Genomic DNA, 14,839 nt, shown 5'->3' on the forward strand with positions numbered 1-14,839 from the left:
CCGGTGCGGCGGCCCTTGCGGCCGCGACATGCGAAAGGTGTAGAGGAAGCCCGTTTTGCCCGACATAAGAGTTTGGTTCAGCGCTGATTAGGTGGCCGCTAAGCCGGCTCTAATCCAGGATCGCCATATCGAGCTCCGCCTTGCGGCCGAGCTTCGTCATCCATTCCACATATTGCGGCTGCTTGTGGATCTGCCGTCCGTAGTGGCGGCGAAGGGCTGCGGTGAGGTCGCCCTTGCGGCCCAGCTGCTCGTCGGCAAAGCCGATCATCTGCGAGTTCGGCCAAGCCTGCGGGCGAATGACGGCGAGGCGGGTGAAGAGGTTTTCGGCCTCCTCGTCCGGATTGCCCTGCGCCATCAGGGTGAGCATGGCGGCCGTCGAGCGGGAAATGCCCATATGGCAGTGGACGAGCAGATGGCTCGCAGCGTTGCGGTCCTGCCGGTTCAGGAAATCCTGCCCGAAGGCGAGGATCGACGTGACGTGGTCGGGCCGCGGCCGCACCCGTTCGGGCAGGTCGTCGATGATGTCGTGGAAACGCAGCGTCGTACGCAGGTGCTTGCCATAGCTCTGGAAAGCCTCGAGTTCCGGGAGTTCCGGATCGAGCAGCGAGAGCACATGGGTTACGTTCCGGGCGCTCTGGCCGGGCAGCTCCTCGATGCCGCAGATGGTGAGCTCCGGAGAAAATACGACGTCCATTTCAAAATCCTTCACAGCAATTGATTTGCGCAGGATACAGGCGGCCTGTGGGGAAACGAAGGCGTTTCTTGGCCGATCTTGCCCGAAGCGTTTCGATCGTTATCCTGCGGCGCGGTATATTCAAAAAGGAGAGTACGGGATGTCGTTTTTTGCTGCGGAAGAGCCCGAATTCTCCACTTTCGTGCTGGGTAATGCGCCGCTGAAAAAACTGGCCGGCGGCTTCGACTGGGTCGAGGGGCCGGTCTGGTTCGGCGATCACGACTGCCTGCTGTTTTCCGATATTCCCAACAACCGCATCCTGCGCTGGAGCCCCGCGACCGGCATCACCCCGTTTCGCGAGCCGTCGAATTTCTCGAACGGCAACACCCGCGACCGGGAAGGGCGGCTGGTGACCTGCGAACATGGTACACGCCGGGTCACCCGTACCGAGCATGACGGCACGATTACCGTCATCGCCGACCGTTTCGAAGGCAAGCGGCTGAATTCGCCGAACGATGTGGTTGTCGCCTCCGATGGCGCGATCTGGTTCACCGATCCGCATTACGGCATCGCCTCCGACTACGAGGGCACGCGCGCCGAGCAGGAGTTGCCCTGCAACGTCTATCGCGTCGATGCGCTCTCCGGCGAAATCCGCGCCGTGCTCACCGATTTCCACTGCCCGAACGGTCTTGCCTTCAGCCCGGATGAAAAGCGTCTCTACGTCGCCGATACCGGCCGGATGTTCCAGGACGATCCGCGTCATATCCGCGTCTTCGATGTGGGGGTCGACTGGGCGCTGACGGGTGGCCGGGTCTTCCACACGATCTCGCCGGGTTGTGCGGATGGCATGCGCGTCGATGCGGCGGGCAATCTCTGGCCTTCGGCGGGCGACGGCGTGCATTGCATCGCGCCGGACGGGCGGCGTCTCGGCCGCATCCTGGTGCCGGAAACCGTGTCCAACATCTGTTTCGGCGGCCGGCAGGGCCATCGCCTGTTCATCACCGCGACGACCTCGCTCTATGCCGTCTCGCTTGCCATTCGCGGTGCGGTGCGACCCGCGCGCTGAGGCCGCTCGGCTGGCAAAATACAAACATTACAAAAATATAACGAGGCACTGGCCTTTCCCTCCGCTATGGGTGGCTCCAGATGAGATGGAAAGGGACGGACGAGGCGCGGCCTCGCCATGGGATTGCCGATGACCAGGACTGTACGACCGCAGAAGGACGAGAAGCCCGCCGGGGAGGCGGGGCACACCAATGTCACCTTTATGCCCGGTGCCGCACCGCCGGCCCGCCGCAAGCGCCGCTCGCGCGCCTGGATCTGGCTGCCGGTCACCGCCGTGCTCGCGGGCGCCGGCTATTACGGCTGGCATGCCTATGTGCCTGCCGAGACCACGACGGCCGTCATCACACAGGCGGTGGTGCGCGGCGATATCGAAAACGCCGTGACGGCCGTCGGCACGCTGGAGGCGGTCAAATCCGTCGATGCCGGCGCGCAGGTCTCCGGCCAGCTGAAGACCCTGCATGTAGCGATCGGCGATACCGTGAAGAAGGACCAGCTGCTCGCCGAGATGGATCCGGCGACCATCGAGAACCGCATCGAGATCAACCGCGCAGAACTGGCAAACCTACAGGCGCAGCTCGACTCGAAGAAGGCGCAGCTCGCGCTGAAACAGGCCAATATTGCCCGCCAGCGCAATCTCGTGGCCGGCAATGCTGCCGCACAACAGGCGCTCGACCAGGCCGTCGCCGACCTCGCTGCCGCCGAGGCCGATGTCAACGCCACCGATGCACAGATCCGCAAGCAGCAGGCGACGCTGGCCGGCGACGAGGTGGACCTCGGCTATACCAAGATCTATGCGCCGATGGCGGGCACCGTCGTCTCCAACCCGGTCAAGGAAGGCCAGACGCTCAACGCCGTGCAGAGTGCGCCGACCATCGTCACCATCGCCGACCTCTCGACCATGACCGTGCGGGCCGAAGTCTCCGAGGCCGATGTCAGCCGCTTGAAGGTGGGCATGGAGGCCTATTTCACCCTGCTCGGCCAGCCGGGTAAGCGCTTCACCGGGAAGCTGCGGCAGATCGAGCCGACGCCGACGGTCGAGAACAATGTCGTGCTCTACAACGCGCTGTTCGACGTGCCGAATCCGGACGGCGAGCTGATGATGTCGATGAGTGCGCAGGTCTTTTTCGTGCAGGCGGCGGCGCGCGACGTGCTGCTCGTGCCGGCCGGCGCTGTCAGCGCCACGAAAGACGGCGCCGAGGTTTCCGTCGTCACCGCTTCGGGTGCGAAAGAGGTGCGCAAGATCGAGACCGGTATCCGCAACCGCGTCAGCGTTGAAGTGAAGAGCGGACTTGCCGAGGGCGACAAGGTTGTCGTCACCGCCGGTTCGGCAGGCGATGTGGCCGCGCGCAACGCGCGGCGCAACAACCGCATGCCACCGATGTTCTGAGGCCGCCATGACCGCGCTCATCTCGCTCAAGGACGTCACCAAGACCTTCTTCAACGATGGCTTTGCCGTCGAGGTCCTGCATGGCGTGTCGCTCGATATCGCGGCGGGCGAGTTCGTCGCGATCATCGGCCAGTCCGGTTCCGGCAAGTCGACGCTGATGAATATCCTCGGCTGCCTCGACCAGCCGACCTCGGGCGAATACCGCATCGATGGCGAGCCGGTCTCGGATTTCGAGACGGACGAGCTGGCCGCGCTGCGCCGTCGCACCTTCGGCTTTGTCTTCCAGAGCTATAACCTCATTCCGACGGCGAGCGCCCGCGAAAACGTCGAGGTTCCCGCGATCTATGCCGGTCTTCCAGCGCGCGAGCGGCAGGAGCGGGCGGATATGCTGCTGTCTTCGCTGAAGCTCGACGACCGGCTCGACCATCGCCCGAACCAGCTTTCCGGCGGCCAGCAGCAGCGTGTCTCCATCGCCCGCGCCTTGATGAACGGCGGCCGCGTCATCCTTGCTGACGAACCGACCGGCGCGCTCGACAGCCAGAGCGGCGAAGAGGTGATGGCGCTCCTGCGGCGGATGCATGAGGATGGCCACACGATCATCCTCATAACCCATTCGCGCGAGGTGGCGGAAGCCGCGGATCGTCTGATTGAGATCCGCGACGGGCGGATCATCTCCGACCGCGCCAAGACGGCGCGAACCTCGTCAGAAGCGGCAGCCGGCTTGCAGAAGGCCGTGAAGGAGGGATCGGCGGCCATTGCCGACGTTTCCGAGGCCGTGAAGATGGCGATCCGCGCGCTGCACGCCAATCTCTTCCGCACCGTGCTGACGCTTCTCGGCATCGTCATCGGCGTCGGTTCCGTGGTGGCCATGCTGGCGATCGGCACGGGGGCGCAGAATTCCGTGCTCGACCGCATTTCCGCCATGGGCTCGAACGTTCTCCTGGTGCGCCCGAGCATGGCGAATTTCCGGGGCGGGGGCAGTGCTCCCGTGACGCTCATCCCGTCCGATGCCGATGCGATCCTCGAATTGCCGAATGTCTCTTTCGCCGTGCCGGAAATGACCAGTTCCGTCACCCTGCGCTATGGCAATATCGACTACCAGACGACGGCGAACGGCACGGTGCCGGCCTTCACGCAGGCGAAGAACTGGAAGGTCGCCGAAGGCGAATTCCTCAATGCCGACGACATGGATACCTACGCACCCGTCGCTGTGCTTGGCCAGACCGTGGCGAAGACCCTGTTTCCCGATGGCGCGAGCCCGCTCGGCCAATATGTGCTGGTCAACAAGATCCCCTTCCAGGTCATCGGCGTGATGGCGGAGATGGGCGCAAGCGCCGGCGGCAACGATCAGGACGATATCATGCTCGTGCCGCTCACCACCGGGAGCATGCGGCTCTTTGGCCAGCGCAACGTGCGCACGATCACCGTGCAGGTCGAAGATGCCGCAGCGATCGACCTGACGCAGGATGCTATCCAGACCCTGCTCGACGCGCGTCACAAGGCCGAGGATACACAGATCACCAACATGTCCTCCATTCGCGAGGCTTTTACCGAGACCTCGAACACGATGAAGCTGTTCCTCGGCTCCGTCGCGGCGATCTCGCTGCTCGTCGGCGGTATCGGCGTGATGAACATCATGTTGGTCTCCGTGCGCGAGCGCACCCGCGAGATCGGCGTGCGCATGGCCACCGGCGCTCGAAGGCGCGATATCCTGCTGCAATTCCTCATCGAAGCACTGGTCGTGTCGGCGATCGGCGGCACAATCGGCGTGGGGCTCGGCCTTTCCGCCGGCGCGCTGGCGAAGTTTTTCGGCATGCCGGTCAGCTTCACCCTTGGCCCCGTCGCGCTCGCCTTCGCCTGCTCGTTCCTGACCGGCCTCGTCTTCGGCTACCTGCCGGCGCGCAACGCCTCGCATCTCCAGCCGGCCGTCGCGCTCGGAGCGGACTAAGCCTACGACTTCAGGACTGTTGTCGCAGGCCCCTTCCTGTGCGACCATGTGCGCGGGAGGATGACTGGATGGTGTCGACGCTGTCGCACATACGGGAGATCGAGCGCGTCGGCATGGGCGCGGTCAGCCCGCGCGATGCGCCCGTCGTCCAGTCCTGGCTGCGCTGCCTCAACGATTACAAGCTCGACCCGACAGTTGCGCAGGAAGCCTATATCGTTCCCGAATTGAAGCTGCGCGAGCACCGCGAGCAGGCGGAAGAGTTGATCCGCATCGGCCGGTCCGGCCTCGAAACCCTGTTCAACCAGATCGCCGAACAGAATTACGTGCTGCTCCTGTCGGATGCGCGCGGCGTCACCGTCGATTTCATGGGCGACCCGACCTTCGACAACCAGCTGCGCCGCGCCGGCCTTTATCTCGGCTCGGAATGGTCGGAGAACCGGGCGGGTACCTGCGCGGTCGGAGCCTGTCTCGTCTCGGGCGAGCCGGTGATCATCCATCAGGACGATCATTTCGATACCAGTCATATCGGCCTCACCTGCACCGCAGCCCCCGTCTTCGATACGCTCGGCGACCTGACGGCGGTGCTCGACATCTCGCAGCTTCGCTCGCCGACCGCCAAGGCCAGCCAGCAGCTGGCGCTGCATCTTGTCGCCTCCACCGCGCGGCGCATCGAGCTTGCCAATCTGATGACCCGCACCCGCAACGACTGGGTGCTGCGTCTTGCCCGGTCTCCGGAGTTTCTCGACGTGGACCCTGACGCGGCGATTGCGCTCGACGGCAGCGGCCGCATCACCGGCATGACCCATGGCGGCTTCGGCGCGCTCGCCCGCGCGATGAATCTGCACGGCCTTTCCACCCGCGATTTCCTCGGCCAGCCGATCTCGCAGGTCTTCGACATCGATGTCGACGACCTGCCGCGCTTCATGCGTGGCCGGCCGAATGGCGAACGGCTGATCCGGGCGCGAAACGGACTGGTGCTGTTCGCCAGCGCCATCGCGCCGGCCGTCAATTTGCGCGCGCCTGCGATGCCGGAGCTCCGCCTGCCGCGCGCGCTGCGAGACCTGAGCGGGGGCGATGCCGCTATGGAACGGGTACAGGCGCGTGCGGTAAAACTTGCGGCCCGCGACATCCCCATCCTCATCCAGGGTGAGACGGGCAGCGGCAAGGAATTTTTGGCCCGTGCCATTCATGACAGCTGCGAAAGCCCCGGCAATTTCGTCGCGGTCAACTGCGCGGCGATCCCCGAACATCTCATCGAATCCGAACTCTTCGGTTATGCACCCGGCGCCTTCACCGGCGCGAGCCAGAAGGGAAAGCGCGGCCTGATCGAGGAGGCGAGCGGCGGCACGCTGTTCCTGGACGAGATCGGCGACATGCCGCTTTTGCTGCAAGGCCGGCTCCTGCGGGTGCTTTCGGAAAACGAGGTGCAGCCGGTCGGTGCGTTGAAGGCACGGGCGGTGCGTCTACGAGTCCTCTCCGCCTCGCACCGCGATCTTGGCGAGTTGGTGCGGGAGGGCCGTTTCCGGCAGGACCTTTATTATCGCCTCAATGCCGCGACGCTCAACCTGCCGGCGCTGCGCGAGCGGCAGGATCTTGGCTGGCTGATCGGCCAGCTCCTCGGCCGCATCGAGAAGGAAAACGGCGAGACCTACCGCATCGACAAGGCGGCGCGCGGCGCGTTGCTGTCACATGGCTGGCCGGGCAATCTGCGTGAGCTTTCCAACGCCCTGCGTGTCGCCGCCGCCCTTTCCAACGACGGTCTCATCACACCGGATTGCCTGCCGGACCACCTTTTTGCCAAACCCGTTTTGGCGGCTTCCGGCGATGACGACGCCTTGCGTCAGGCGCTCAGCGCCTGCGGCGACAATGTCTCGGCGCTTGCCCGCAAACTCGGTGTCAACCGCTCAACCATCCACCGCCGCCTCAAGCGTCTCAACTGATGCAACGCCTGCAACACCTGTGGCGGGTCACCTGTTGCATCCCCCGCCCCCTTCCAGGTTGGTGATCTCTAATCCATTGAGAAAACTGAACATATAAGCCCGGCGCCGTTCTGGCACGATGCTTGCTGTCCCTCTTGTGCAAGAACAACACGAGGAGGAAATGCAAATGAAGGCTTTGCGCTTTCACGCTGCCAAGGATCTGCGCATCGAAACCGTCGACTCGCCACCGTCGCCCGGTCCGGGCGAGGTTCTGGTCGAAAACCGCTTCTGCGGCATATGCGGTACGGATCTGCATGAATATGCCTATGGGCCGATTTTCGTGCCGAAGGAGCCGCACCCTTTTACCGGTGCACACGGACCGCAAATCCTTGGCCACGAGTTCGGTGGTGTCGTCAAAGCTGTCGGCGAAGGCGTCAGCCATGTGAGGCCGGGTGACCGGGTGTCGATCCAGCCGCTGATCATGCCCCGCCAGGGTGATTATTATGCCGACCGTGGCCTCTTTCACCTCAGCGGAAACCTCGCGCTCGCCGGTCTTTCCTGGCATTCCGGCGGCATGGCCGAGGCCGCTCTCGTCAATGACTACAACGTCCAGCCCATTCCCGATGCGCTGAGCGACCAGGAGGCAGCGCTGATCGAGCCGGCCGCGGTTGCGGTCTATGCCTGCGACCGCGGCGGCGTTGCGGCCGGCAACAGCGTTCTCGTCACCGGCGCGGGGCCGATCGGCATCCTCGTCGCGATGGCGGCGCGGGCGGCCGGTGCTTCGCAGATTTTTCTGTCCGACCTCAACGATACCAGGCTTTCGCTGGCGCGGGAGGCGCTCGGCGAGGTGCGCACCATCAATCCGAAGACGGAAAAGGTCGGCGAGGTCGTGCGTGCCGAGACGGAGGGCGGCGTCGGCTGCGACGTCGCCATCGAGTGCGTCGGCAACGAGCATGCCTTGAAAAGCTGCGCGGATGCCGTTCGCAAGCAGGGCGTCGTCGTGCAGACCGGGCTTCACCCCGGCGAAAACCCGCTGAACTGGTTCGACGTCACCTTCAAGGACATCGATATCCGCGGCTCCTGGGCCTACCCGACCCACTACTGGCCCCGTGTCGCCCGCCTCATCGCCAGTGGCCAGATCCCGGCGAGCCGGATCGTCACCAAATATGTCTCGCTCAGCGAGGCGGTCACGGAAGGGTTCGACCAGTTGCTCGACCCCGCCGGCAAACACCTGAAAATCCTGATCGACCTGTCCCGATAGGCGATCCGTCTTGCGGGGCGGTTGAGGAGCCGTCCCGTTTCCAACTGAGCAGGAGGAGAAAACGATGCTCGACAAGACACCTACAACCCGTGTCCAGGCGCTTCTCGATACGCTTGGCGCTGCGCTGGAAACCGGCCGCATCGAGGATGCGGTCCATCTCTTTGCAGAGGAGTGCTACTGGCGCGACCTTGTCGCCTTCACCTGGAACATCAAGACCGTCGAGGGGCGGGATCAGGTGCGGGATATGCTGCAAGCGCAGCTTGCCGGTGCGAAGCCATCCAACTGGCGCGTCGCCGCCGGCGAGGAGGCGACGGAGGCCGATGGCGTGCTCGAAAGCTGGATTTCCTTCGAGACGGCGACCGGGCGTGGCTACGGTCTCGTGCGCTTCAAGAACGGCCTCGTGTGGACCTTGCTCACGGCGCTTGCCGAACTCAAGGGCCATGAGGAGAAATCCGGCTTCACCCGTCCGCTCGGTGCCAAGCACGGCCAGAATCTCGGTGCGAGGACCTGGAAGGAGGAGCGAGAGCACGAGGAGCGCACGCTTGGTTATGAGAAGCAGCCGTATGTCGTGATCATCGGCGGCGGGCAGGGCGGCATCGCGCTCGGTGCGCGGCTGCGCCAGCTCGGCGTGCCCACCATCATCCTCGAGAAGAACGATCGGCCGGGCGACAGCTGGCGCAAGCGCTACAAGTCGCTCTGCCTGCACGATCCCGTCTGGTACGACCATCTGCCCTATATCGATTTCCCGAAGAACTGGCCGGTCTTCGCGCCGAAGGACAAAATCGGCGACTGGCTGGAATTCTACACCAAGGTCATGGAGCTGAACTACTGGACCCGCTCCACCGCCAAATCGGCCAAATGGGACGAGGCGGCGAAGGAATGGACCATCATCGTCGATCGCGACGGCGAGGAGGTGGTGCTGAAGCCCAGCAGCTCGTCTTTGCGACGGGCATGTCCGGCAAGGCCAATATTCCCGATTTCAAGGGGCGCGAGCGCTTCCGAGGCGAACAGCACCATTCCTCGCAGCATCCGGGACCGGACGGATACAAGGGCAAGAAGGTTGCCGTCATCGGTTCGAACAACTCAGCCCATGACATCTGCGCCGCCCTCTATGAGGCGGGTGTCGATGTCACGATGATCCAGCGTTCGACGACCCATATCGTGAAATCCGATACGCTGATGGATATTGGCCTCGGCTCGCTCTATTCGGAGCAGGCGCTGGCGAACGGCGTGACGACCGGCAAGGCGGACCTGATCTTCGCCTCGCTGCCCTACCGGATCATGCACGAGTTCCAGATCCCGCTTTACGACAAGATGCGCGAGCGCGACGCCGATTTCTATGCTGCGCTGGAGAAAGCCGGTTTTCAGCTCGACTGGGGTGCGGACGGCTCGGGTCTCTTCATGAAGTATCTCCGCCGTGGTTCAGGCTACTATATCGATATTGGTGCGTCGCAGCTCATCATCGACGGCAAGGTGAAACTGGCGGCGGGGCAGGTCGAAGAGATCACGGAGAACGCTATCAAGCTTGCCGATGGCAAGGAGATCGCGGCCGATGTCATCGTCTATGCCACCGGCTACGGCTCGATGAACGGCTGGGTCGCCGATCTCATCGACCAGGCGACGGCCGATAAGGTCGGCAAGGTCTGGGGGCTCGGCTCTGAGACGCCGAAGGATCCCGGCCCCTGGGAAGGCGAGCAGCGCAACATGTGGAAGCCGACGCAGCAGGAGGCGCTGTGGTTCCATGGCGGCAACCTGCACCAGTCGCGTCACTATTCACAGTATCTCGCCTTGCAGCTGAAGGCCCGGTTCGAGGACATCCCCACGCCGGTCTATAGCCTCCAACCGGTTCACCACCGGAAATAGACCGGCACCCGGGTGGGCAGCTTTCCTCCCGCTGCCCGCTCTTTCCTCTGGCTAGATGGCGCGATGCCGCGCCATCAGCTTGGCCTGCAGCACGACGACGACAAGCAGGAAGGCGCCGCGGATGACGGATTGCCAGTAGGCCGAGAGCGAAATCCAGCCGAGGCCGTTTTCAAAGTTCAGGATGTTGAAGACCATGGCGAGCAGGAGTGCGCCGGCAAGAGTCGCGCCGACGGAGCCCGAACCGCCGGTCAGCAGCGTGCCACCCACCACTACCGAGGCAATGGCGAAGAGTTCCCAGCCCACGCCCTCCGTCGGCTGGCCCGCGCCGAACTGCGAGGCCAGGATGACGCCGGCGAGGCCGGCGAGCGTGCCCGAGGCCAGATAGACGGCGGCGAGCGTGCGTTCGACTTTCAGACCCATCAGCCCGGCGGTCGCCTCGCCGTCGCCTATTGCGAGGATATGTCGGCCGACGGGCAGCTTTTCGAGCACCAGCCAGCCCAGAACATAGGCGGCAAGTCCGATCCAGGCAGGAATGGGGAAACCCAGGAAATCGTCCTGACCGATGACGGTGAAACCGGTGTCGTAGGAGACGGAGACGGACTGGTTGTTGGCGAGCAGGAGACCCGTTCCATAGGCGGCAAGCATGGTCGCGAGCGTACCGATGAAGGGCTGGATGCGCATTTTGGTGATGATGAAGCCGTTCAGGGCGCCCACCGCGAAACCTGCCGCCATGCCGCCGAGAAGCCCGGCCGCCCAATGGTAGGGCGAAAGCAGAGCCGCCACCACGCTCGCCATCGCCGCCGTACCACCGACCGAAAGGTCGATGCCGCCGGTGATGATGACGAAGGCCATGCCGAGTGCGATGAGCGCGAACATGGAATTGTAGCGCAGGAAGCTCAGGATATTGAAGGGCGACAGGAAGTTGTCATAGCGCAGGGCGCCGAACAGAATGAGGCCGGCGAGCGCGAGGATGACGCCGATGCGGGCGAGATCGCCTGAAGACTTGATGGCGAAGGGGCGGAGGAGTGTTTGCATGGATGGTCCCCTCAATGCCTGTCGGCGCGCTGCTGGATGAAGACGGCGAGGACGATCAATCCCGCCTTGACGATGAGGGCTGCGGCATCCGGCACACCATTGGCGAGAAGCGTGTAACGCACGAGCTGGATGACGAAGGCGCCGAGCACGGTGCCGATGATATTGGCCCGCCCGCCGGTCAGAAGCGTGCCGCCGACGGCGACGGCCGCGATGGCATCGAGCTCCATGCCGAGACCGACGAGATTGGCGTCGCTCGCCGAATTGCGTGCGACCACGACGAGGCCTGCAAGACCGGCGAGCGCTCCGCTGATCATATAGACGAACAGTTTGACGCGCTTGACCGGGATGCCGGTCAGTCTTGCTGCCTTCTCGTTCCCGCCGACGGCGATGATCTGGCGACCGATGACGGTGTAGCGGATCATCGCCGAGGCGAGGATGACGATGATGATCATCAGCACAACCTGCGCCGGAATGCCGGCGATGCGGCCCATGGCGATGAACTGGAAACCCTCGTTCTTGAAGACCTGTAGGTTGCCGTTGGTCATGACCTGGGCGATGCCGCGGCCGGCGATGAACAGCACCAGCGTCGCGATGATCGGCTGGATGGCGAAGCGGGTGACGAGCAGCCCGTTGAACAGGCCGAGCAGGCTGGCGACCACGACGGGGATCAGGAAGGCGAGCGCCACGGCGAAAGCCATGTTGTCGACTTGCCAGAATTGCCCCATGAAGATCATCGGTGCGAGCGCGCCCGATATCGCCATCAGCGAGCCGACCGACAGGTCGATGCCGCCGGTGGCGATGACCAGCGTCATGCCGGTTGCGACGATGACGATGGTGGCGACCTGGGTGAGGTTCACGTTGAGCGTCTGCCAGGACAGGAAGTTCGGCGTGACCGCGATATTGAAGACGATAAGCACCAGGAAGGCGACGAAGGTGCCGTAGCGGCTTGCCAGCGAAAACAGCCGGCTGCCGGAGGAGAGCGTGCCAGAGGGCTGCGGGGCAGGGGTCTCGATCGTCGTCATGTCATTCCACCTGATGGGCCATGGCGGACAGCAGCGCCGCCTCGCTGAGTTCCTTGCGCGGCAGAGTCGCGACCGACGTACCATCACTGAGCACGGTGACGCGGTCGGCGGCGGCCAGCAGTTCTTCCAGTTCGGAAGAAATCATCAGCACGCTCAGCCCTTCATCGGCTAGGCTACGCAGCAGCTTGAGGATTTCGGATTTCGCGCCGATATCGATGCCGCGGGTCGGCTCGTCGATGATGAGGACGCGCGGATCGGTGGCGAGCCAGCGGGCCAGCAGCACCTTCTGCTGGTTGCCGCCCGACAGTTCCTTGATCGGCTGGTCGGGCGAGGCGCATTTGACGCCGAGCGCGCGGATGTACTTCGTAACGATCGCGTCCTGCTTGGTGCGATCGACGATGCCGGCCTTCTTCAATTTCGGCAGCAGGGCGAGCGTCATGTTTTCGCGAATGCTCATGTCGGGCACGATACCGTCGATCTTCCGGTCCTCGGAAACGAGGCCGATGCCATCGGCAATCGCATCCGCCGGCTCGCGATAGGTGCGTTCGCGGCCATCCATGCGAAGGGTGCCACGCTGCATCCGGTCGGCGCCGAAGATGAGGCGCGCCGTCTCCGTTCGGCCGGAGCCGAGCAGGCCGGCAAGACCCGAAATCTCGCCTTCGCGTACGTCGAGGCTGACATCGCGGACCCGCACGCCCGCACCGGCATTTTGGACGGCAAGGCGTACGGGGCGCTCGGGCACGTCCTGATCGGGCGCCATGGCCTGGAAGGCGGCAAGCTCCTTGCCGAGCATATGGCGCACCAGCGCCATCTTCGGCATGTCGGCCATCGGGCTTTTCGCGACCGTCTGGCCGTCCCGCATGATCGTGACGCGATCGCAGATGGCATAGAGTTCGTCGAGCCGGTGGCCGATGAAGATGACGGCGACGCCGGAGCGTTTCAGCGTGCGGATCGTTTCGAAGAGGACGGCGACTTCGCGTTCGTCGAGCGAGGAGGTCGGCTCGTCCATGATGACGAGACGGGCGTTCTGTGTGACGGCGCGGGCAATCGCCACCATCTGCCGTGTCGCGGCATCGAAATGCGCGACGGGCCGGTCGACGTCGATGGCAAGGTTGAAGGTTTTCAATACGGCCGCCGCGCCGCGCCGCATGGCGGCATGGTCGATCATGCCGAAGCGCTTCGGTTCGCGGGAGAGGTAGATGTTCTCCGCCACCGAGCGCTGCGGGGCGAGGTTGATTTCCTGGTAGATCGTGGCAATGCCGGCGCTCTGCGCTTCTGCCGGCATGGTGAAATCGACGGGTTTGCCATCAAAGGTGATGTCGCCCGCGTCCCGGCGATAGACGCCGGTCAGGATCTTGATGAGCGTCGACTTGCCGGCGCCGTTCTGGCCGACAAGCGCCATGATTTCGGCCGGCTCGACGTCGAGCGCGGCGGATTTCAGCGCGGCGACGCCGGCAAACGCCTTGGAAATGCCCTGCATGGACAGCAGCATCGAGTTCCTCCTCACATCCCCGCCCACGTGACGAGCCTACACCCGAAGCGGCCGAAGGTCGTTCAAAAAACGGCCGAGACGGTTTTGCCGCCCCGGCCGCGAAAGGCTTGGGAGTCTTCGATCAGTAAGCGTTGGCGAGTTCGGCAGCCGCGTTGGACGCGTCGTAGAACTTGTCTTCGTTGACCAAGGTCGGCTCGATGGTTTCGCCCTTGGCGTAGCGCTGCATCGTTTCGAAGGCCTTGGGTCCGAAGCGCGGGTTGCACTCGACGACCGCCGCGATCTTGCCATCGACAACGAGCTGAACGGCTTCCTTGCCGCCGTCGATCGAGAGCACGAGCACATCCTTGCCCGGCACCTTGCCGGCCGCTTCCAGCGCCGCGATGGCGCCGATCGCCATTTCGTCGTTGTGGGCGTAGATGATGTCGGCATCCGGATGTGCCTGAAGCAGTGCTTCGGCGACCTGGCGGCCCTTGTCGCGGGCGAAGTCGCCGGTCTGCGAGGCGACGATCTCGAAGCCGCCGGCGGCCTGGATCGCCTCGTCGAAGCCCTTCTTGCGGTCGTTGGCCGGCGACGAACCAGTCGTGCCTTCCAGCTCGATGATCTTCGACTTGCCGTTGGCGTTCTTGGCGAGCCATTCGGCGACGCGCTTGCCTTCCTCGACGAAGTTCGACCCGATGAAGGTCAGGTAGTCCTCGCCGGCCTTGGCGAGTGACGGATCGACCGAGCGGTCGAGCAGGATGACCGGAATGCCGGCCTTCTTGGCGGCCATGACGGCGGGGATCAGCGGCTTTTCTTCGCGCGGCGCGAGGAAGATGACGTCGACGCCCTGGGCGATCATCGAATTGACGTCGGCGACCTGCTTGGCGGCCGAGCCGGCAGCATCCGTATAGACCAGCTGGTAGCCGAGCTTTTCAGCCTCGGCCTTCATGCTGTTGGTCTGGGCGATGCGCCAGGGATTGTTGGATTCGGTCTGCGCGAAGCCGACCTTGTAGGTGTCCTTCTGTGCCAGCTTCGGCACTTCGGCAATGGCTACGCCGGCGACGGCAAGCGCGCCGATGGCCGTTGCCGCAAGCATGAAGGTGCGACGGGTAATGGTGGTCATGAGCGGTTTCTCCTCCCAGGGTCTGGCCGGTGCTCCTCTACCGGACGTGAGCAAATTCGTGCTTCACATGCG

General features: G+C 64.1%; 10 protein-coding genes and 1 pseudogene. 6 read left to right on the plus strand and 5 right to left on the minus strand.

Annotated elements, in window-relative coordinates; all coding sequences use genetic code 11:
* Positions 1–109: 109 nt before the first annotated feature.
* A complete protein-coding gene (locus MUU55_RS16695) occupies positions 110–694 on the minus strand; it encodes a tyrosine phosphatase family protein (protein WP_244761876.1) in 585 nt (194 codons plus the stop codon).
* A gap of 139 nt (positions 695–833) precedes the next feature.
* On the opposite strand from MUU55_RS16695, the gene MUU55_RS16700 reads away from it, so the two are divergent.
* From MUU55_RS16700 to MUU55_RS16725, 6 genes and pseudogenes are all read left to right on the plus strand, one after another.
* Positions 834–1,739: an SMP-30/gluconolactonase/LRE family protein gene (locus MUU55_RS16700; RefSeq protein WP_244761877.1), complete on the plus strand. Its 906-nt coding sequence runs from the start codon at positions 834–836 to the stop codon at positions 1,737–1,739.
* A 129-nt stretch (positions 1,740–1,868) separates the two neighbouring features.
* A complete protein-coding gene (locus MUU55_RS16705; RefSeq protein WP_244761878.1) occupies positions 1,869–3,125 on the plus strand; it encodes an efflux RND transporter periplasmic adaptor subunit in 1,257 nt (418 codons plus the stop codon).
* A 7-nt stretch (positions 3,126–3,132) separates the two neighbouring features.
* A complete protein-coding gene (locus MUU55_RS16710) occupies positions 3,133–5,073 on the plus strand; it encodes a MacB family efflux pump subunit (RefSeq protein WP_244761879.1) in 1,941 nt (646 codons plus the stop codon).
* A gap of 68 nt (positions 5,074–5,141) precedes the next feature.
* Complete coding sequence (locus MUU55_RS16715; RefSeq protein ID WP_244761880.1) at positions 5,142–7,013, plus strand: sigma-54-dependent Fis family transcriptional regulator; 1,872 nt, start codon at positions 5,142–5,144, stop codon at positions 7,011–7,013.
* A gap of 166 nt (positions 7,014–7,179) precedes the next feature.
* Positions 7,180–8,253, plus strand: a complete 1,074-nt coding sequence (locus tag MUU55_RS16720; protein ID WP_244761881.1) for a 2,3-butanediol dehydrogenase — start codon at positions 7,180–7,182, stop codon at positions 8,251–8,253.
* 64 nt (positions 8,254–8,317) lie between these two features.
* Positions 8,318–10,116 (plus strand): annotated as a pseudogene (locus tag MUU55_RS16725) (NAD(P)/FAD-dependent oxidoreductase).
* Positions 10,117–10,167: 51 nt separating this feature from the next.
* Here MUU55_RS16725 and MUU55_RS16730 read toward each other — a convergent pair.
* The 4 genes from MUU55_RS16730 to MUU55_RS16745 form a co-directional block, all read right to left on the minus strand.
* Positions 10,168–11,151 (minus strand): ABC transporter permease, encoded by a 984-nt coding sequence (locus MUU55_RS16730; RefSeq protein WP_244761882.1) that lies wholly within the window; start codon positions 11,149–11,151, stop codon positions 10,168–10,170.
* Between the two features lie 11 nt (positions 11,152–11,162).
* Positions 11,163–12,173, minus strand: a complete 1,011-nt coding sequence (locus tag MUU55_RS16735; RefSeq protein ID WP_244761883.1) for an ABC transporter permease — start codon at positions 12,171–12,173, stop codon at positions 11,163–11,165.
* 1 nt (position 12,174) lies between these two features.
* The gene (locus MUU55_RS16740; RefSeq protein WP_244761884.1) at positions 12,175–13,665 is read right to left on the minus strand and encodes a sugar ABC transporter ATP-binding protein; all 1,491 of its coding nucleotides are present in this window, start codon (positions 13,663–13,665) and stop codon (positions 12,175–12,177) included.
* A 121-nt stretch (positions 13,666–13,786) separates the two neighbouring features.
* Positions 13,787–14,767, minus strand: coding sequence for an ABC transporter substrate-binding protein (locus MUU55_RS16745; RefSeq protein WP_244761885.1), 981 nt, complete (start codon positions 14,765–14,767; stop codon positions 13,787–13,789).
* Positions 14,768–14,839 lie beyond the last annotated feature (72 nt).

This window comes from Shinella curvata (assembly GCF_022899935.1).
Lineage (GTDB): Bacteria > Pseudomonadota > Alphaproteobacteria > Rhizobiales > Rhizobiaceae > Shinella > Shinella curvata.

Coding starts and splice junctions, on each gene's coding strand:
- MUU55_RS16745 (WP_244761885.1), bottom strand. CDS start 14,767: ATGACCACCATTACCCGTCGCACCTTCATGCTTGCGGCAACGGCCATC.
- MUU55_RS16715 (WP_244761880.1), top strand. CDS start 5,142: ATGGTGTCGACGCTGTCGCACATACGGGAGATCGAGCGCGTCGGCATG.
- MUU55_RS16735 (WP_244761883.1), bottom strand. CDS start 12,173: ATGACGACGATCGAGACCCCTGCCCCGCAGCCCTCTGGCACGCTCTCC.
- MUU55_RS16710 (WP_244761879.1), top strand. CDS start 3,133: ATGACCGCGCTCATCTCGCTCAAGGACGTCACCAAGACCTTCTTCAAC.
- MUU55_RS16730 (WP_244761882.1), bottom strand. CDS start 11,151: ATGCAAACACTCCTCCGCCCCTTCGCCATCAAGTCTTCAGGCGATCTC.
- MUU55_RS16740 (WP_244761884.1), bottom strand. CDS start 13,665: ATGCTGCTGTCCATGCAGGGCATTTCCAAGGCGTTTGCCGGCGTCGCC.
- MUU55_RS16695 (WP_244761876.1), bottom strand. CDS start 694: ATGGACGTCGTATTTTCTCCGGAGCTCACCATCTGCGGCATCGAGGAG.
- MUU55_RS16700 (WP_244761877.1), top strand. CDS start 834: ATGTCGTTTTTTGCTGCGGAAGAGCCCGAATTCTCCACTTTCGTGCTG.
- MUU55_RS16705 (WP_244761878.1), top strand. CDS start 1,869: ATGACCAGGACTGTACGACCGCAGAAGGACGAGAAGCCCGCCGGGGAG.
- MUU55_RS16720 (WP_244761881.1), top strand. CDS start 7,180: ATGAAGGCTTTGCGCTTTCACGCTGCCAAGGATCTGCGCATCGAAACC.